The organism is Ectothiorhodospira sp. 9100 (genome assembly GCF_022227565.1).
Lineage (GTDB): Bacteria > Pseudomonadota > Gammaproteobacteria > Ectothiorhodospirales > Ectothiorhodospiraceae > Ectothiorhodospira > Ectothiorhodospira marina.
Genome location: NZ_JAJNAN010000057.1, coordinates 1 through 15,506, shown reverse-complemented (window position 1 = coordinate 15,506; position 15,506 = coordinate 1). Strand labels below are relative to the sequence as shown.

Sequence of the window (15,506 nt, the reverse complement as noted above, 5' to 3'; positions counted from 1 at the left end):
TGAAGCGAACAGAGCAGGTTGTGACCAAAGGAACACATCCAGACTCAGAACAGGCGTGCCAAGTAGGGCATCAGGAACAGCAACCCGAACCCGGCAAACAGGCGCCCCGTCTGCTGGGGCAACTGCGAGCGGTCCGCACCGGGTTGCCAGGCTGCCCGCAGGGGTGGCCAGGCCAGGGGCACAGAGAGCACCAGATGCCAGAACCACGGCAACAGACCGCCCCACCACAGCCACAGACTGCTCACATAGACTGCCACCAGCATCACCCCAAACAGCTGCCGGGCACGCTGGTCGCCGATGCGCACCGTGAGCGTCCGCAAACCATGGCGCTGATCCTCTTCACGGTCACGCAGCTCGTTTCCCAACAGGACCAGGGATGTCAGCAAACTGAAGGGGACACTCGTCAGGAGGATCGAGACCGTCAGAGGGGCACCCATGGCCACGGCCGAGCCACCCACCAGGAGCACCCCCATCAGCCAGAACACCAGGACCACGCCCAATCCCCGGCGCTTATAGTGCACGGGCTCACCTGAATAGAAATAGGCTCCCAGCAGACCAATGACAATCAAGACCAGTAAGGGCCACCCCTGGACCCAGACAAGCCCCAGACCAATCAGGAATGCGAGCCCCAGAAACACCATCCCCCAACGAAAATTGCGGCGGATCGCATCAATGACCGCCTGTAGTTGCGCGCGTCGCGCCCCTTCTGCCTGCTGCACCTGCTCCTCCAGAAGCGGCAGATCCGCGTGATCATTGATCAGGTTCACCGCCGCCTGCAGCAGCACACCCGCCCCCACGATGAGCAGCGCCAACCATACCGAGCCATGCCCCTCGTGGAGTGCCAGGACCGTACCCAACCCACAGGCGGCGATCGCCACGCTGAAGGTGAAGGGCCGCGTGGCGCGAATGAATCCATAGGCGCTCACTGGCTTCATGCTGCCCCCCCTCGACCTTCCGAACCGATTCCCTCTATCACCGCACCCATCCCCACCTTCAACAGATCCGCCGCATTCCCCTGGGGCACAGCCACTTCCACCAACCCCATGGAGTTGGCGTACCAGAACGGCTCGCCTGGAACGGCCTCACCAAACACACGACGATGAGCAATGCTCCACCCCCCCAGGTTCAGCACACTTTCTGACGGCACAGCCTGGGCCGGCAGCCCGGTGACCAGATTTCCGTAGACATCCACGTAAATAACCTCCGACAGTTCCGCGGGCCAATCCGCGCCGCACAGCCTTTCAGGCGTAACGCACTCCGAGGCCACCGCCTCCCCCTTCGCCAGCGCCGCAGCCACCGGCGCAAACAAATCCCGACCATGGAAGCTGTTTGAGAGTTGTGGCGGCCGCCACAGGATGCGATGAACCTGAGCATCCGGGTCATCCCGGGTAACCGCCGCCAACAGGCCGTTATCCGGTCCCACAAAGATCCGCCCATGTGCATGCACCCAGATCGGGTCACGCGCCGTACCCACACCAGGATCCACCACACACACAAGGACAGACCCCGGAGCAAAAGGCGTTACAAGAGATTTGAGCAAACACCCGGCCGCGCGAGGATTGAAAGCCGGCGCATCCGCTTGCAGATGCACCACCGGAACCCCAGGCGCCAGCTGCCGAAGCACGGCCTCCAATTGGCCTGTATAGGGACCGGTCAAACCAAAATCGGTATATGTGACGAGCATGTGTCTCCCGCAGTTTGTTCAATCGGACCAATATAGGCACCGACATCAACATCCAGCAAGCCGACACCTCGATGAGCCACCACCAACGCAAAAAGCCGGCACAAGGCCGGCTTTTGCGTTCCCCGCCCCAGAGGACGGTTCAAACTGTCACTGCGGTCAGGCTGTGGCTTCGCTGGCCTCGTCCGGGTCCGGACGATCCACCAATTCCACGAAGGCCATCGGTGCGTTATCACCCTTGCGGAAGCCGCACTTCAGAATACGCAGGTAACCGCCTGGGCGAGACTGATAGCGAGGACCCAGCTCATTGAACAGCTTGCCCACCACCTCATCGTCCCGCAACCTGGAGAATGCCAGGCGCCGGGTGTGCACACTGTCTTCCTTCGCCATCGTGATCAGCGGCTCCGCCACGCGACGGAGTTCCTTGGCCTTGGGCAAGGTTGTCTTGATCGCCTCATGACGAAACAAAGACAGGGCGAGGGATTGCATCAGCGCCTTGCGATGCGAACTATTGCGGTTGAGTTGCCTACCGGAGCTGCGGTGACGCATGGCTTAATTATCCTTCCAGTCAGATTCTGTGCACCCGGCCTGTTCAGCCGGTGCTCTTTTTCTCGTGCTCTTTCAGACCGGCCGGTGGCCAGTTCTCCAGGCGCATCCCCATGGACAGGCCATGAGATGCGAGCACGTCTTTGATCTCGGTCAGCGACTTCTTGCCCAGGTTCGGCGTTTTCAAAAGCTCCACCTCAGTGCGCTGAATCAGGTCGCCGATGTAATAAATATTCTCCGCCTTCAGACAATTGGCCGAGCGCACCGTCAATTCCAGGTCATCCACAGGGCGCAAGAGAATGGGATCAATATCCATCGGCTTGCTTTCCTGGGAGATACTTTCATCGCCCCGAAGCTCCACAAAGGCCATCAACTGACTTTGCAGGATGGTTGCCGCTTCGCGGATGGCATCATCCGGATCCACGGTGCCATTGGTCTCCAGTTCGATCACCAGGCGGTCCATGTCAGTGCGCTGTTCCACGCGAGCGCTTTCCACCTTGTAAGCCACCCGACGGATCGGACTGAAGCTGGCATCCAGCAACAAACGGCCAATCGAGCCGTCCTCACCCTCTGCCGAACGGCGGGTGCTCACCGGCTGATAGCCGCGACCCTGACCGACCTTCAACGTCATGTTGAGCTCACCGCTCTTGGTAAGGTGCGCGATCACGTGTTCTGGATTGACGATTTCCACGTCATGATCCAGCGTGATGTCACCCGCCGTCACGGTACCCGGGCCTTTCTTCCGCAGAGTCAGCGTCGCTTCCTCGCGGTTGTGCATGCGCAGCGCCACACCCTTCAGGTTCAGCAGCACATCCACCACATCTTCCTGAACACCTTCCATCGTGGTGTACTCGTGGAGCACACCCTCGATTTCCGCCTCCAGAATGGCCGACCCCGGAATCGAGGACAGCAGGATTCGGCGCAGGGCATTACCCAGCGTATGACCGAAACCACGCTCAAGCGGCTCCAGGACAACCTTCGAAAGTCTTTCGGAGACAGCCTGGACCTCGATATGACGAGGCTTGAGGAGTTCGTTGACCTTGGTCTGCATCAAAGACCTCGTAACTGATTACTTGGAGTAGAGCTCGACCACCAGGGATTCATTGATATCCGCCGGTAAATCGGTACGCTCGGGAACGCTCTTGAACACGCCTTCCATCTTTTTGGTGTCCACTTCGATCCATTCGGGAAATCCATACTGCTCCGCCAGGGCCAGAGAATCCTGGATACGCACCTGCTTGCGGGCCTTTTCCCGGATGGAAACCACATCCGTGGCCTTCACCTGATAAGAAGCGATATTCACCGTCTGACCGTTGACGAGCACTGCCTTATGGCTAACCAACTGGCGCGCTTCGGAACGCGTCGTGCCGAAGCCCATGCGGTACACCACATTGTCCAGGCGGCATTCGAGCAGCTTCAGCAGGTTATCACCCGTGGAGCCCTTCAGACGGCTGGCGGCCTTGTAGTAATTTCTGAACTGCTTTTCCAGTACGCCGTAGATACGGCGCAGCTTCTGCTTTTCGCGCAGCTGCACACCATAGTCGGACAGACGGGTGCGACGGTCGCCGTGCTGACCGGGCGGCTTATCAAGCTTGCACTTGCTGTCCAGCGCGCGGGAGCGACTTTTCAGGGAAAGGTCTGCACCTTCCCGGCGGCTAAGCTTACACTTCGGGCCAATATAACGAGCCATGGGGTTCCTCCAGTCTAGACGCGCCGCTTCTTGGGCGGACGGCAGCCATTGTGCGGAATCGGCGTGATATCGCTGATGTTCGTGATCTTGTAGCCCACGTTATTCAACGCACGCACCGCCGATTCGCGACCGGGGCCGGGACCCTTGACCAGCACTTCAAGATTCTTCAAACCATATTCCTGAGCCGCGGTACCGGCACGCTCAGCTGCCACCTGCGCAGCAAAGGGCGTACTCTTCCGGGAACCACGGAACCCGGAGCCACCGGCCGTTGCCCAGGACAGGGTGTTGCCCTGACGGTCAGTGATGGTCACGATCGTATTGTTGAAGGACGCATAAACATGCGCCACTCCATCGGAGACGGACTTCTTGACCTTCTTACGGGTCCGCGTGGAGGCCTGTGCCATACCTGTTTCCTGTAATCCTGAATATTACTTGCGGATGGGACGACGCGGGCCCTTACGGGTGCGCGCGTTCGTACGGGTGCGCTGGCCGCGCAGCGGAAGACCGCGGCGGTGACGCAAACCCCGGTAGCAACCCAGATCCATCAAACGCTTGATGTTCATGGAGGTCTCGCGGCGAAGGTCACCTTCTACACTCAAGCGACCGACTTCGGCGCGAATCTTTTCCACCTCTTCTTCAGAGAGGTCACGGATCTTCTGCTCCGGCCGAATCCCCGCTGCCCCGCAAATCATCTTGGCACGGGTGTTACCAATGCCATAGATTGCTTGCAGTGCAATCACCGCATGTTTGTGGTCGGGAATATTGACACCTGCTACACGAGCCATCCAGCTATCTCCAAGAACCGGCAGAAAAGCCGGCTATTCTAACCAGTGAACGCTGCCAAAGCAATGCTTAACCCTGACGCTGTTTATGACGCGGATCCGAACAGATCACGCGAACGACGCCATTTCGACGGATAATCTTGCAGTTACGGCAGATCTTCTTTACAGACGCACGTACTTTCATGTTTCTTTCCTCTCACTGGGCCTGCCAGCCTGCTAGCGCAGCATGCCCGACTTGCCGTAGCCCTTAAGGTTGGCTTTGCGCATCAGTCCCTCGTACTGATGAGACACCAAGTGCGCCTGAAGTTGTGCCATGAAGTCCATCACCACGATCACGATAATCAGCAACGAGGCCCCGCCAAAGTAAAACGGCACGTTCCAGTACAGAATCAGGAACTCGGGCATCAGGCACACGGCCGTGATGTAGATTGCACCCACCGCAGTCAGACGGGTCATGACGCTATCGATGTACTTTTCGGTCTGCACCCCGGGACGAATTCCCGGAATGAACGCCCCGGACTTTTTCAGGTTCTCCGCTGTCTCCCGGGCGTTGAACACCAGCGCCGTGTAGAAGAAGCAGAAAAAGATGATGGCCGCACCATAAAACATCACATAGAGCGGCTCACCCGGGCCCAGTGCCGACGACAGATCGCGCAACCAGGTCACCCCTTCCGCCTGTCCGAACCATGTCCCCAGCGTCGCCGGGAACAGGATGATACTGGACGCGAAGATCGCCGGGATCACGCCTGCCATGTTCAGCTTGAGAGGCAGATGACTGCTCTGCCCTCCATAGACCTTGCGACCCACCTGACGCTTGGCATAGTTCACGGTGATCCGGCGCTGACCGCGCTCGATGAACACAATGAAGCCAATGACAGCCAGCGCCATGAACACCAGCAGCATCACGAACGCCGGGGACAACTCACCGGTACTCGCCAGCTCCAGCGTGCCTCCAAAGGCACCCGGAAGGCCCGCCACGATACCGGCGAAGATGATCACCGAGATACCGTTGCCGATGCCTCGCTCCGTGACCTGTTCACCCAGCCACATCAGGAACACCGTGCCGGTCACCAGGGTCACCACCGTGGTGAACATGAAACCCAGCCCCGGGGTCAACGCCACCGTGGAGTCCCCCATGGTCTGTTGATTCAGGGCGATACTGATACCAATACTCTGAATCAAGGCCAGGAACACGGTACCGTAACGGGTGTACTGAGTGATCTTGCGCCGACCCGGCTCGCCTTCCTTCTTGATTTGCTGCAGCGCTGGCACCGTCGCCGACATCAACTGCATGATGATGGACGCCGAGATATACGGCATCACACCCAGTGCAAACATGCTCAGCCGCTCCAGGGCGCCCCCGGAGAACATATTGAACATGTCCAGGATCGTCCCGGACTGGGCATCATAAAACTGCTCCAACGCCACCGGGTCGATCCCCGGCACGGGAATGAACGTCCCGATCCGGTAGACGACCAAAGCCATCAAAACGAATAGCAGGCGTTGGCGAAGTTCAGTGAACTTCCCCATACCGCCCAGTGAAACGCCCCCAGTTGGATTGGATGCAGCCACTTATTCCTCGATCTGCCCGCCTGCCGCTTCAATCGCGGCACGGGCGCCCTTGGTTACTGCCACACCCTTCAGGGTCACAGCCTGCTCCAGGGAACCAGAAGCGATCACCTTGGCAGACTTGGCCTGAACGGGCACCACACCCTTCGCCTTCAGGGCAGCCAGGTCGATCACGCCATCAAAGCCGACCAGCTCGTGCAAACGGACCTCGGCGCAATCGCCAGCCGTGCGCGAACGGAATCCAACCTTGGGCAGACGACGCTGCAGGGGCATCTGACCGCCCTCGAAGCCCACCTTCTGGTAGCCTCCGGAACGGGACTTCTGACCCTTGTGACCACGACCGGCGGTCTTGCCGAGGCCGGAGCCGATACCACGACCCACCCGGCGCGCCGGCATGCGGCTGCCATCAGCCGGGCTCAGATTATTCAGTTTCATCTCAAGCCTCCTCAACCTTCAGGAGATAGGACACTTTATTGATCATGCCCCGATTCTCCGGCGTGTCCTTGACAACCACCGGATTGTGGATCCGCCGGATCCCCAGGCCACGCAGGCAGGCGGCGTGCTTCTTCAAGCGGCCGTGCTTGCTGCGCACCAGCGTTACTTTGAGTTCGCCAGCCATGTCTTACCCCGTGATCTCGTCCAGTTGCTTGCCACGCTTGGCGGCGATCAGCTCCGGATCATGCAGCGACGTCAGCCCATTGAGGGTCGCGCGCACCACGTTACTGGAGTTGCGCGAACCAATGCACTTGGCCAGCACGTTCTTCACGCCCGCCACTTCAAAGACCGCGCGCATGGCGCCGCCGGCAATGATACCCGTACCATCAGAGGCTGGCTGCATGAACACCTTGGCCGCCCCATGACGGGCGGTGGTGGAATAATGCAGCGTGCCGTCCTTCAAGGGGACCTTACGCATGTTCTTGCGGGCAGACTCCATCGCCTTCTGGATGGCCAGAGGCACTTCGCGGGCCTTGCCGTAGCCAAAACCGACCTTCCCGTTACCGTCACCCACGACGGTGAGCGCCGTGAAACGGAACTGCCTACCGCCCTTGACCACCTTGGCCACGCGGTTCACGGAGATGAGCTTCTCCTGAAGGCCGTCGTTGTCGCTCGCGTTCACACTTGCCATTGAATCACCCTTGTCAGAATTCCAGGCCGCCCTCACGGGCGGCGTCGGCCAGCGCCTTCACGCGGCCGTGGTACTTGAACCCGGAACGGTCGAAGGCCACTTTCTTGATGCCCTTGGCCGAGGCCCGCTCGGCAATCAGGCGGCCCACCGCCATGGCCGCTTCCACATTGCCGGTCGCCTTCAGATCACCGCGTACGCCGGCCTCCACCGTGGAAGCACACGCGACCACTTCGGAACCCGTCGGGGCAATGATCTGCGCATAGACGTGTCGCGGCGTGCGATGAATACACAACCGGTGTGCACCCAGTTCACGGATCTTGTGCCGGGCACGGTTCGCGCGCCGGAGTCGAGCTGCTTTCTTATCCATCGTGGTCACCTTGCCTTATTTCTTCTTGGCTTCCTTGCGAATGATCTGCTCATTCGCATACCGGACACCCTTACCCTTGTAAGGCTCCGGCGGGCGGAAGCTCCTGATCTCGGCAGCCACCTGGCCGACCTGCTGCTTGTCGATGCCCTTGACCACGACTTCGGTCTGGCTGGGGGTCTCGATGGTGATGCCCTCGGGCACCGGGTACTCCACCGGATGAGACAACCCCAGCGTCAGGTTCAGCGTCTTGCCCTGTGCCTGAGCGCGATAACCCACGCCCACCAGTTCCAGCTTTCTCTCGAAGCCAGCGCTGACGCCCGTGACCATATTATTGATCAGCGCGCGGATCGTTCCGGCCATGGCCCAATGCTTCTGGTTGCCGTTGGCCGGATTCAGGCGCACCACGCCTTCATCCTGGGAGACCTCGACGTTCGGGTTCATCGGGAACTCCATCGCTCCCTTCGGCCCTTTGACGGAGATCATCTCGTTGTTAATCATCACATCCACGCCCTTGGGGAGCGTGATGGGGTTTTTCGCTACTCGGGACATGGCTTCTATCCGATTAGGAGACGACGCAAAGTACTTCGCCGCCCTGACCCTGGGCACGTGCCTGACGCTCGGTCATCACACCACCGGAGGTGGAGATCACCGCAACACCAAGGCCACCGATCACAGTCGGCAAGTCATCCTTGGAGCGATAGATACGCAGGCCCGGTCGGCTCACCCGCTTGATCGTCTCGATCACGGGCTTGCCTTGGAAGTACTTCAGTTTCACCGTCATGACGGGTTTCTTTTCCTGCTCGTCGACGACCACATCGGCCACGTAGCCCTCGTCCTTCAGGACGCGGGCAATCGCCACCTTCAGCTTGGAGGCCGGCAGGGTAATTTCAGTCTTGGCAGCGCGCTGGCCGTTGCGAATGCGGGTCAGCAGGTCTGCCACGGGATCGGTCATGCTCATTTCGGTCTTTCCCTCTTACCAGCTCGACTTGACCAGACCGGGCACATCGCCCCGCATGGCCGCTTCGCGCAGCTTGTTCCGCGCCAGGCCAAATTTCCGATAGTAACCGTGAGGACGACCGGTCAAACGGCAGCGGTTGCGCTGACGTGCCGGGCTGGAATCACGGGGCAGCTTCTGCAGCTTGACCACCGCTTCCATACGGGCCTCCGGGCTCGTCTCCGGACTACTGATGAGCGCCTTGAGCTCGGCCCGCCGTTCGGCATACTGCTTCACCAGCTGGGCGCGCTTCTTTTCACGCATCATCATGGAAATCTTGGCCATGTCTAAAAACCTCTCAATTCTTGAACGGGAAGTTGAACGCCTGCAGCAGCGCCCGACCTTCCTCATCAGTCTTGGCCGTGGTGGTGATGGTGATGTCCATCCCACGCAGCGCGTCGATTTTGTCGTAATCGACTTCCGGGAAGATGATCTGCTCGCGCACGCCCATATTGTAATTGCCACGACCGTCAAAGGACTTGGCATTCAGACCACGGAAGTCACGCACCCGCGGCAGGGCCACATTCACCAAGCGGTCCAGGAACTCATACATCTGTTCCCGGCGCAGGGTCACCTTGCAGCCGATCGGGTAGCCATCACGGATCTTGAATCCCGCGATGGACTTGCGTGCCTTGGTCACCACCGGCTTCTGACCGGAGACCGCAGCCATATCACCGACCGCATGCTCAATGACTTTCTTGTCCGCCACAGCCTCGCCCAGACCCATGTTCAGGGTGATCTTCGTGATCTTCGGGACTTCCATGACATTGCCGTACTCGAAGCGCTCCATGAGCTGCTTGACTACGGTCTCCTGGTAAAATTCTTTCAACCTGGCCATCGTATTCACCTTAAGACGCGTCAACGACTTCGTTGTTGGACTTGTAATACCGCACCTTGCGGCCGTCCTCGAGCGTCCGGAAGCCCACGCGATCACCCTTGCCGCTTGCGGGGTTAAACAGCATGACGTTGGAAACATCCAGGGGCATCTCTTTATCGATGATGCCGCCCTGCACCCCGTTATGGGGGTTGGGCTTTTGGTGCTTCTTCACCATGTTCAGGTTCTGGACCAGGACCCGCTTGTCGTCGATCACCTTCAATACGGTACCGCGGCGGCCCTTGTCCTTGCCGGCGATGACCACTACATCATCACCCTGTCGAATTCTGCGCATCGTCTTCTACCTCAGCCTTTCGCGTTACAGTACTTCCGGCGCCAGGGAAATGATCTTCATGAACCGCTCACCGCGCAGCTCGCGAGTCACGGGCCCAAAAATACGGGTGCCAATGGGCTGCAGCTGGTTATTGAGCAGAACGGCTGCGTTACGGTCAAAGCGGATCACCGAGCCATCAGGACGACGGACGCCCTTGGCGGTTCTCACCACCACCGCGTTGTAAACCTCGCCCTTTTTGACCTTGCCGCGGGGGATCGCGTCCTTGACGCTCACCTTGACAATGTCACCCACGGCAGCGTAGCGCCGGTGCGAGCCGCCGAGAACCTTGATGCACTGGACCCGGCGCGCCCCGCTGTTGTCCGCTGCATCCAAAACCGTCTGCATCTGAATCATGATCTGATCTCACTTCGTATCGGTGGTGGCCGTCAACGGCCTCACTCAGGCGCGCGCTCGACAACCTTCAGCAGGCGGAACGTCTTCGTCCGGGACATGGGACGGCATTCCTTTACCAGGACCGTATCACCCATCCGGGAGTCGTTGCCTTCGTCATGGACGTGCAGCTTGGTGGAGCGGCGCATGTACTTGCCATACAGTGGATGACGCACACGGCGCTCGATGAGCACGGTGCGGGTTTTGTCCATCTTGTCACTGATGACACGGCCAGTGACCGCACGTTGTTCTTTGACTTCTTGTTCGCTCATGACTTTACTCGCCTGCTCTCGAACGCTCGTTCAGCACGGTCTTGATGCGGGCAACGTCCTTGCGGATCTTGCCGAAGCGGTCTGGGCGAGGCGGTTGGCCCGTGCCCTTTTGCATCCGCATCTTGAACTGCTCGCGGTACAGCTCCAGCAGCTCACCACGCAGTTCTTCGGTGTTCTGCTCACGCACTTCGCTCGCCTTCATCACATCACCTGCCGTGTCACAAATGCCGTCTTGATGGGCAGCTTGGCAGCAGCCAGGCGGAATGCCTCGCGGGCCACTTCTTCGCTCACGCCTTCCATCTCATAGAGCACGCGACCGGGCTGAATCTTGCATACCCAGTATTCCACGTTGCCCTTACCCTTACCCATACGTACTTCAACGGGCTTCTTGGTGACGGGCACATCCGGGAACACACGGATCCAGATCTTGCCGCCACGCTTGATATGCCGGTTCATCGCACGACGTGCAGCCTCGATCTGACGTGCCGTAATACGACCGCGATCGACGGACTGCAGGGCGAACTCGCCGAAACTGACCTTTCCACCGGAAATGGCCAGACCGCGGTTCCTGCCCTTGAACTGCTTCCGGAATTTCGTTCTCTTGGGCTGCAGCATCACTCAAACTCCTCAGTTAACCGCGGCCTTGCCTTCCTGGGCAGTGTCCGTCTTTTTCTCGAAGTCGAACACCTCACCCTTGAACACCCAGACCTTCACGCCGATGATGCCGTACGTGGTCTGAGCTTCGGCAAACCCATAATCAATTTCCGCGCGCAAGGTATGCAGCGGCACACGGCCTTCGCGATACCACTCGCTGCGGGCGATCTCGGCGCCATTCAGGCGGCCGGAGACATGCACCTTCACACCCTGGGCACCCAGACGCATCGCGTTACCGACCGCACGCTTCATGGCACGGCGGAACATGATACGACGCTCCAGCTGTTGCGCGATCCCCTCGGCCACGAGTTGTGCATCGGTCTCGGGCTTGCGGATTTCTTCAATGTTGATCTTCACGGCCTGAGGAGGAAGACCCAGGCGGCCGGCAACCTCGCGGCGCAGCGCCTCAATATCTTCACCCTTCTTGCCGATGACGATCCCCGGGCGTGCCGTGTGAATCGTGATGAACGCCTGGCGCGCGGGCCGAGCGATCTCGATGCGGCTGACGGAGGCCTGGGACAGCTTCTTCTTCAGAAACTTACGGATTTCCAGATCACTGTGCAGGTTGTCGGCATAATCCCGACCATCTGCGTACCAGGTGGATGCCCAGTCCGCGGACACCCCCAGACGGAAACCGATCGGATTGACTTTCTGACCCATCTCAGACCCCTACCTTACTCGGCGCTGACGGCGACGGTAATGTGACTTGTACGTTTGTTGATCCGGTTTGCCCGGCCCTTGGCCCGCGCCTGGATGCGCTTGAGCACCGGACCCTGGTCCACACAGATGCGTGACACACGCAACTCATCCACATCCGCGCCATCATTGTGCTCGGCGTTGGCAATGGCCGACTCAAGGATCTTGCGCACCAACTGAGCGGACTTCTTCGGGCTGAAGGACAGGACCTGCAGCGCCCGCTCAACGGGCAGCCCACGGACCTGATCCGCCACCAGCCGACATTTTTGCGGCGATATGCGAGCGAATCGCAATACTGCGACGGTTTCCATCATCAACCCCTTACCTTGCCTTCTTGTCAGCCACGTGGCCCTTGAAGGTGCGCGTTGCCGCGAACTCCCCGAGCTTGTGACCCACCATGTTTTCGTTGATCAGCACCGGCACATGCTGCCGCCCGTTATGGACGGCCAACGTCAACCCCACCATCTGCGGAATCACCATGGACCGACGGGACCAGGTCTTGATGGGACGCCTGTCGTTGGCAGCAGAAGCTGCCTCCACTTTCTTGAACAGATGATGGTCGACAAAAGGACCTTTCTTCAGCGAACGCGGCACTGATCTATCCCCTCAACTCTTACTTCGCTTTCCGACGGCGCACAATCATGCTATCCGTCCGCTTATTCTTTCGGGTTTTGTAACCCTTGGTCGGAATACCCCACGGGGTCACCGGATGCTGGCCGAAGTTCCGGCCCTCACCACCGCCATGCGGGTGGTCCACCGGGTTCATTGCCGTGCCCCGCACCGTGGGACGAATCCCCATCCAGCGGCGGGCACCGGCCTTGCCGAACTTGCGCAGGCTGTGTTCCGAATTACTGACTTCGCCGATCGTGGCGCGGCAATCCGAATGCACCTTACGCATTTCGCCGGAGCGCAGCCGCAGCGTGACATACTGACCTTCACGGGCGACCAACTGTACGGAGGCCCCGGCACTACGAGCGAGCTGCGCTCCCTTTCCGGCGCGCATCTCGATGCAGTGAATCACGGTACCCAGCGGGATGTTCCGAAGGGGCAGGCAATTGCCGGCACGAATCGGGGCATGCACACCGGAGACCACCGGGTCGCCAGCCTTCACGCCGCGAGGCGCGATAATATACCGACGTTCGCCGTCCGCGTACAGCACCAATGCAAGATGCGCACTGCGGTTCGGGTCATATTCCAGCCGCTCAACCTTGCCCGGGACATCATCCTTGTTACGCTTGAAGTCCACGATGCGATAGCGCTGCTTGTGACCGCCACCCACGTGACGCGTCGTAATGCGCCCCTGGTTGTTGCGGCCACCGGTGCGGCTCTTCTTCTCCAACAGCGGCCCGTAAGGCTCGCCCTTGTGAAGATCGGGGGTCACACCCCGGACCACAAAACGGCGGCCCGCGGAAGTGGGTTTCGATTTGACGATCGCCATTTCGCGTTACCTTTCCGATTACTCGTTGCCGGCCAGTTCAATGTCGTAACCCGGCTCGAGGGTCACGTAGGCCTTTCTCCAATGATTGCGGCGACCCTGGGATCGGCCCAACCGCTTACGCTTACCCTGCTGGTTCAGCACACGCACCGAGGAAACCTTCACTTCGAAGAGTTTTTCCACGGCCTGGCGAACTTCATCACGGGTTGCGTCGACAGCCACCTTGAACACGTGCTGGTTCGCGGCATCAGCAAGCATGGTGCCTTTTTCCGACACATGCGGCCCCACGATCACCTTCAGCATTCTTTCTTCGTTCATGACAGCCACCCTTCAACATGCTTGAGCGCGGACACGGTGATCAGCACCTTCTCGGCACCCACCAGACTCACGGGATTGATTTCCGCAACGTCCAGGACATCCACCTTCGGCAGGTTCCGCGCCGACAGGTAAAGATTGGCGTCCGCCTCGGTTGCCACGATCAACGCCGACTCCAGGCCCAACTCGGACAGCTTGGCGATCAGCGCCTTGGTGCGGGGCTCACCCACCTTGAAATCTTCAACCACCACCAGGCGTTCCTGGCGAACCAATTCAGAGAAGATGCTGGCCATGGCGGCGCGATACATCTTCCGATTCAGCTTCTGCGCATAGCTGCGCGGCGAAGCCGCAAAGATCTTGCCGCCCCCACGCCACAGTGGGCTGCGAATGGTACCGGCACGGGCACGCCCCGTACCCTTCTGCCGCCAGGGCTTGGCACCGCCACCGCGCACCTGGGCGCGGGTCTTCTGCGCCTTGGTGCCCGAGCGGCTGCCGGCCATGTGAGCCACGACCGCCTGGTGTACCAATGTCTCGTTAAAATCACGGGCAAATGCCACGTCGGAGACGTCGACGCCCTGCTGAGTGTCCTGAACCTGAAGCTTCATGAGAGTCAACCCTTCGCCTTGACAGCGGGACGCACCATGACGTCACCACCGGTGGAACCCGGCACCGCGCCACGGATCAGAAGCAGATTCCGCTCGGCATCAACCCGGACAACCTCCAGGTTCTGAATCGTGCAGCGCTCGTTACCCATCTGGCCAGCCATCTTCTTGCCCTTGAACACACGACCAGGCGTCTGGTTCTGACCAATGGAGCCCGGCGCACGGTGAGAGCGGGAGTTACCATGAGTGGCGTCCTGCATACTGAAGTTGTGACGCTTGATCACACCCTGGAAACCCTTACCCTTACTGGTCCCGGTGACATCCACCATCTGACCTTCGGAGAAGACATCCACCTTCAGCTCAGCACCCACCTCAACGCCTTCACCCTCACCCTCTTCCAGGCGGAATTCCCAGAGACCGCGACCGGCCTCCACACCCGCCTTGGCCAGATGACCGGCCAGGGGCTTACCCACACGACTCGCCTTACGAGAACCCACCGCTACCTGCAGGGCGCGATAACCATCGCGCTCGCCGGCCTTCACCTGGGCGACACGATTCGGCTCCACCTCGATGACAGACACCGGCAGGGACACTCCGTCTTCCGTAAAGACACGAGTCATGCCCACCTTGCGACCGACCAGTCCGATTGCCATGACACTACCTCTGCTTCCACCCCGAGACCCCGGGGCGTCGGAGAAATTATTTCATTCTGAAAGTCACGGCCCGGCACAAGTTACCCTGCACCGGGCCATGGAAAGCCAACTATTATGCCACAGAAACCAGGGCTAGTTAAGCTTTATTTGCACATCCACACCAGCCGCCAGGTCCAGCTTCATCAGGGCGTCCACCGTCTTGTCCGTGGGGTCCATGATATCCATCAGGCGCTTGTGTGTACGGATCTCATACTGATCCCGCGCGTCCTTGTTGACGTGGGGAGAGATGAGCACCGTGAAGCTTTCCATCTTCGTGGGCAAAGGGATCGGCCCCTTCACCCGCGCACCGGTACGCTTCGCGGTTTCCACAATCTCAATGGCCGAGCGATCGATCAAACGATGATCAAAGGCCTTGAGGCGAATACGAATTCTTTGCTTGGCTGCCATGGACGTTTACTCGATGATCTTGGCGACAACGCCGGCGCCGACCGTGCGGCCACCTTCGCGAATTGCAAAACGCAGACCC

The 15,506-nt window shown here is 59.8% G+C and carries 30 protein-coding genes and 1 pseudogene; all 31 read right to left on the bottom strand.

Features of this window, described 5'->3' with window-relative positions; translation table 11 throughout:
* Positions 1-44 precede the first annotated feature (44 nt).
* The gene (locus LPW29_RS13515) at positions 45-935 is read right to left on the bottom strand and encodes a prenyltransferase (protein ID WP_238628440.1); all 891 of its coding nucleotides are present in this window, start codon (positions 933-935) and stop codon (positions 45-47) included.
* A complete protein-coding gene (locus LPW29_RS13510; RefSeq protein ID WP_090251201.1) occupies positions 932-1,684 on the bottom strand; it encodes an SAM hydrolase/SAM-dependent halogenase family protein in 753 nt (250 codons plus the stop codon). Before LPW29_RS13510 ends, LPW29_RS13515 begins: the two co-directional genes overlap by 4 nt.
* Before the next feature lie 156 nt (positions 1,685-1,840).
* On the bottom strand, positions 1,841-2,230 hold the full coding sequence (gene rplQ, locus LPW29_RS13505; protein ID WP_238628439.1) for a 50S ribosomal protein L17: 390 nt from the start codon (positions 2,228-2,230) through the stop codon (positions 1,841-1,843).
* A gap of 43 nt (positions 2,231-2,273) precedes the next feature.
* Entirely contained in the window at positions 2,274-3,278 is a 1,005-nt protein-coding gene (locus LPW29_RS13500) for a DNA-directed RNA polymerase subunit alpha (protein WP_090251205.1), read from the bottom strand.
* Between the two features lie 18 nt (positions 3,279-3,296).
* Positions 3,297-3,917 (bottom strand): 30S ribosomal protein S4, encoded by a 621-nt coding sequence (rpsD, locus tag LPW29_RS13495; RefSeq protein ID WP_238628438.1) that lies wholly within the window; start codon positions 3,915-3,917, stop codon positions 3,297-3,299.
* 14 nt (positions 3,918-3,931) lie between these two features.
* Positions 3,932-4,321 carry a 30S ribosomal protein S11 gene (rpsK, locus tag LPW29_RS13490; RefSeq protein ID WP_025282204.1) on the bottom strand — a complete coding sequence of 130 codons (390 nt, stop codon included), beginning with the start codon at positions 4,319-4,321 and terminating at the stop codon, positions 3,932-3,934.
* A gap of 24 nt (positions 4,322-4,345) precedes the next feature.
* Entirely contained in the window at positions 4,346-4,702 is a 357-nt protein-coding gene (rpsM, locus tag LPW29_RS13485; protein WP_025282205.1) for a 30S ribosomal protein S13, read from the bottom strand.
* Between the two features lie 67 nt (positions 4,703-4,769).
* Positions 4,770-4,883: a 50S ribosomal protein L36 gene (gene rpmJ / locus LPW29_RS13480; RefSeq protein ID WP_008933182.1), complete on the bottom strand. Its 114-nt coding sequence runs from the start codon at positions 4,881-4,883 to the stop codon at positions 4,770-4,772.
* Positions 4,884-4,915: 32 nt separating this feature from the next.
* On the bottom strand, positions 4,916-6,229 hold the full coding sequence (gene secY / locus LPW29_RS13475) for a preprotein translocase subunit SecY (RefSeq protein ID WP_090251210.1): 1,314 nt from the start codon (positions 6,227-6,229) through the stop codon (positions 4,916-4,918).
* Between the two features lie 42 nt (positions 6,230-6,271).
* Positions 6,272-6,703 carry a 50S ribosomal protein L15 gene (rplO, locus tag LPW29_RS13470; RefSeq protein WP_238628437.1) on the bottom strand — a complete coding sequence of 144 codons (432 nt, stop codon included), beginning with the start codon at positions 6,701-6,703 and terminating at the stop codon, positions 6,272-6,274.
* Between the two features lies 1 nt (position 6,704).
* A complete protein-coding gene (rpmD, locus tag LPW29_RS13465; protein WP_063464628.1) occupies positions 6,705-6,887 on the bottom strand; it encodes a 50S ribosomal protein L30 in 183 nt (60 codons plus the stop codon).
* A 3-nt stretch (positions 6,888-6,890) separates the two neighbouring features.
* Positions 6,891-7,394, bottom strand: coding sequence for a 30S ribosomal protein S5 (gene rpsE / locus LPW29_RS13460; protein ID WP_090251215.1), 504 nt, complete (start codon positions 7,392-7,394; stop codon positions 6,891-6,893).
* 13 nt (positions 7,395-7,407) lie between these two features.
* Complete coding sequence (gene rplR, locus LPW29_RS13455; RefSeq protein WP_238628436.1) at positions 7,408-7,761, bottom strand: 50S ribosomal protein L18; 354 nt, start codon at positions 7,759-7,761, stop codon at positions 7,408-7,410.
* A gap of 15 nt (positions 7,762-7,776) precedes the next feature.
* Positions 7,777-8,310, bottom strand: a complete 534-nt coding sequence (rplF, locus tag LPW29_RS13450) for a 50S ribosomal protein L6 (RefSeq protein ID WP_238628435.1) — start codon at positions 8,308-8,310, stop codon at positions 7,777-7,779.
* A 13-nt stretch (positions 8,311-8,323) separates the two neighbouring features.
* Positions 8,324-8,719, bottom strand: a complete 396-nt coding sequence (gene rpsH, locus LPW29_RS13445; RefSeq protein ID WP_090251224.1) for a 30S ribosomal protein S8 — start codon at positions 8,717-8,719, stop codon at positions 8,324-8,326.
* A gap of 15 nt (positions 8,720-8,734) precedes the next feature.
* Positions 8,735-9,040, bottom strand: a complete 306-nt coding sequence (rpsN, locus tag LPW29_RS13440; protein WP_025282214.1) for a 30S ribosomal protein S14 — start codon at positions 9,038-9,040, stop codon at positions 8,735-8,737.
* 13 nt (positions 9,041-9,053) lie between these two features.
* On the bottom strand, positions 9,054-9,593 hold the full coding sequence (rplE, locus tag LPW29_RS13435) for a 50S ribosomal protein L5 (protein ID WP_090251226.1): 540 nt from the start codon (positions 9,591-9,593) through the stop codon (positions 9,054-9,056).
* A 10-nt stretch (positions 9,594-9,603) separates the two neighbouring features.
* The gene (gene rplX, locus LPW29_RS13430; RefSeq protein WP_090251229.1) at positions 9,604-9,924 is read right to left on the bottom strand and encodes a 50S ribosomal protein L24; all 321 of its coding nucleotides are present in this window, start codon (positions 9,922-9,924) and stop codon (positions 9,604-9,606) included.
* A 24-nt stretch (positions 9,925-9,948) separates the two neighbouring features.
* Complete coding sequence (gene rplN / locus LPW29_RS13425; protein ID WP_025282217.1) at positions 9,949-10,317, bottom strand: 50S ribosomal protein L14; 369 nt, start codon at positions 10,315-10,317, stop codon at positions 9,949-9,951.
* Positions 10,318-10,358: 41 nt separating this feature from the next.
* Positions 10,359-10,625: a 30S ribosomal protein S17 gene (gene rpsQ / locus LPW29_RS13420; protein WP_090251232.1), complete on the bottom strand. Its 267-nt coding sequence runs from the start codon at positions 10,623-10,625 to the stop codon at positions 10,359-10,361.
* Positions 10,626-10,629: 4 nt separating this feature from the next.
* The gene (rpmC, locus tag LPW29_RS13415; RefSeq protein ID WP_025282219.1) at positions 10,630-10,827 is read right to left on the bottom strand and encodes a 50S ribosomal protein L29; all 198 of its coding nucleotides are present in this window, start codon (positions 10,825-10,827) and stop codon (positions 10,630-10,632) included.
* Complete coding sequence (gene rplP / locus LPW29_RS13410; protein ID WP_090251234.1) at positions 10,827-11,240, bottom strand: 50S ribosomal protein L16; 414 nt, start codon at positions 11,238-11,240, stop codon at positions 10,827-10,829. The genes rpmC and rplP overlap by 1 nt, the downstream gene beginning before the upstream one ends.
* 12 nt (positions 11,241-11,252) lie before the next feature.
* Positions 11,253-11,939 carry a 30S ribosomal protein S3 gene (gene rpsC, locus LPW29_RS13405; protein ID WP_238628434.1) on the bottom strand — a complete coding sequence of 229 codons (687 nt, stop codon included), beginning with the start codon at positions 11,937-11,939 and terminating at the stop codon, positions 11,253-11,255.
* Between the two features lie 14 nt (positions 11,940-11,953).
* Complete coding sequence (rplV, locus tag LPW29_RS13400; RefSeq protein WP_177169834.1) at positions 11,954-12,292, bottom strand: 50S ribosomal protein L22; 339 nt, start codon at positions 12,290-12,292, stop codon at positions 11,954-11,956.
* Positions 12,293-12,296: 4 nt separating this feature from the next.
* A complete protein-coding gene (gene rpsS / locus LPW29_RS13395; RefSeq protein WP_025282223.1) occupies positions 12,297-12,569 on the bottom strand; it encodes a 30S ribosomal protein S19 in 273 nt (90 codons plus the stop codon).
* Positions 12,570-12,588: 19 nt separating this feature from the next.
* The gene (gene rplB, locus LPW29_RS13390; protein WP_238628433.1) at positions 12,589-13,413 is read right to left on the bottom strand and encodes a 50S ribosomal protein L2; all 825 of its coding nucleotides are present in this window, start codon (positions 13,411-13,413) and stop codon (positions 12,589-12,591) included.
* Positions 13,414-13,431: 18 nt separating this feature from the next.
* Positions 13,432-13,728, bottom strand: a complete 297-nt coding sequence (gene rplW / locus LPW29_RS13385) for a 50S ribosomal protein L23 (RefSeq protein WP_090251244.1) — start codon at positions 13,726-13,728, stop codon at positions 13,432-13,434.
* A complete protein-coding gene (gene rplD, locus LPW29_RS13380) occupies positions 13,725-14,330 on the bottom strand; it encodes a 50S ribosomal protein L4 (RefSeq protein ID WP_238628432.1) in 606 nt (201 codons plus the stop codon). Before rplD ends, rplW begins: the two co-directional genes overlap by 4 nt.
* Before the next feature lie 5 nt (positions 14,331-14,335).
* The gene (gene rplC / locus LPW29_RS13375; RefSeq protein WP_090251249.1) at positions 14,336-14,980 is read right to left on the bottom strand and encodes a 50S ribosomal protein L3; all 645 of its coding nucleotides are present in this window, start codon (positions 14,978-14,980) and stop codon (positions 14,336-14,338) included.
* 132 nt (positions 14,981-15,112) lie between these two features.
* A complete protein-coding gene (gene rpsJ / locus LPW29_RS13370; protein ID WP_238628431.1) occupies positions 15,113-15,427 on the bottom strand; it encodes a 30S ribosomal protein S10 in 315 nt (104 codons plus the stop codon).
* A 6-nt stretch (positions 15,428-15,433) separates the two neighbouring features.
* Positions 15,434-15,506, bottom strand: a pseudogene (locus LPW29_RS13365) (EF-Tu/IF-2/RF-3 family GTPase); the annotation flags it as partial.

Coding starts and splice junctions, on each gene's coding strand:
- LPW29_RS13515 (WP_238628440.1), bottom strand. CDS start 935: ATGAAGCCAGTGAGCGCCTATGGATTCATTCGCGCCACGCGGCCCTTC.
- LPW29_RS13510 (WP_090251201.1), bottom strand. CDS start 1,684: ATGCTCGTCACATATACCGATTTTGGTTTGACCGGTCCCTATACAGGC.
- rplQ (WP_238628439.1), bottom strand. CDS start 2,230: ATGCGTCACCGCAGCTCCGGTAGGCAACTCAACCGCAATAGTTCGCAT.
- LPW29_RS13500 (WP_090251205.1), bottom strand. CDS start 3,278: ATGCAGACCAAGGTCAACGAACTCCTCAAGCCTCGTCATATCGAGGTC.
- rpsD (WP_238628438.1), bottom strand. CDS start 3,917: ATGGCTCGTTATATTGGCCCGAAGTGTAAGCTTAGCCGCCGGGAAGGT.
- rpsK (WP_025282204.1), bottom strand. CDS start 4,321: ATGGCACAGGCCTCCACGCGGACCCGTAAGAAGGTCAAGAAGTCCGTC.
- rpsM (WP_025282205.1), bottom strand. CDS start 4,702: ATGGCTCGTGTAGCAGGTGTCAATATTCCCGACCACAAACATGCGGTG.
- rpmJ (WP_008933182.1), bottom strand. CDS start 4,883: ATGAAAGTACGTGCGTCTGTAAAGAAGATCTGCCGTAACTGCAAGATT.
- secY (WP_090251210.1), bottom strand. CDS start 6,229: ATGGGGAAGTTCACTGAACTTCGCCAACGCCTGCTATTCGTTTTGATG.
- rplO (WP_238628437.1), bottom strand. CDS start 6,703: ATGAAACTGAATAATCTGAGCCCGGCTGATGGCAGCCGCATGCCGGCG.
- rpmD (WP_063464628.1), bottom strand. CDS start 6,887: ATGGCTGGCGAACTCAAAGTAACGCTGGTGCGCAGCAAGCACGGCCGC.
- rpsE (WP_090251215.1), bottom strand. CDS start 7,394: ATGGCAAGTGTGAACGCGAGCGACAACGACGGCCTTCAGGAGAAGCTC.
- rplR (WP_238628436.1), bottom strand. CDS start 7,761: ATGGATAAGAAAGCAGCTCGACTCCGGCGCGCGAACCGTGCCCGGCAC.
- rplF (WP_238628435.1), bottom strand. CDS start 8,310: ATGTCCCGAGTAGCGAAAAACCCCATCACGCTCCCCAAGGGCGTGGAT.
- rpsH (WP_090251224.1), bottom strand. CDS start 8,719: ATGAGCATGACCGATCCCGTGGCAGACCTGCTGACCCGCATTCGCAAC.
- rpsN (WP_025282214.1), bottom strand. CDS start 9,040: ATGGCCAAGATTTCCATGATGATGCGTGAAAAGAAGCGCGCCCAGCTG.
- rplE (WP_090251226.1), bottom strand. CDS start 9,593: ATGGCCAGGTTGAAAGAATTTTACCAGGAGACCGTAGTCAAGCAGCTC.
- rplX (WP_090251229.1), bottom strand. CDS start 9,924: ATGCGCAGAATTCGACAGGGTGATGATGTAGTGGTCATCGCCGGCAAG.
- rplN (WP_025282217.1), bottom strand. CDS start 10,317: ATGATTCAGATGCAGACGGTTTTGGATGCAGCGGACAACAGCGGGGCG.
- rpsQ (WP_090251232.1), bottom strand. CDS start 10,625: ATGAGCGAACAAGAAGTCAAAGAACAACGTGCGGTCACTGGCCGTGTC.
- rpmC (WP_025282219.1), bottom strand. CDS start 10,827: ATGAAGGCGAGCGAAGTGCGTGAGCAGAACACCGAAGAACTGCGTGGT.
- rplP (WP_090251234.1), bottom strand. CDS start 11,240: ATGCTGCAGCCCAAGAGAACGAAATTCCGGAAGCAGTTCAAGGGCAGG.
- rpsC (WP_238628434.1), bottom strand. CDS start 11,939: ATGGGTCAGAAAGTCAATCCGATCGGTTTCCGTCTGGGGGTGTCCGCG.
- rplB (WP_238628433.1), bottom strand. CDS start 13,413: ATGGCGATCGTCAAATCGAAACCCACTTCCGCGGGCCGCCGTTTTGTG.
- rplW (WP_090251244.1), bottom strand. CDS start 13,728: ATGAACGAAGAAAGAATGCTGAAGGTGATCGTGGGGCCGCATGTGTCG.
- rplD (WP_238628432.1), bottom strand. CDS start 14,330: ATGAAGCTTCAGGTTCAGGACACTCAGCAGGGCGTCGACGTCTCCGAC.
- rplC (WP_090251249.1), bottom strand. CDS start 14,980: ATGGCAATCGGACTGGTCGGTCGCAAGGTGGGCATGACTCGTGTCTTT.
- rpsJ (WP_238628431.1), bottom strand. CDS start 15,427: ATGGCAGCCAAGCAAAGAATTCGTATTCGCCTCAAGGCCTTTGATCAT.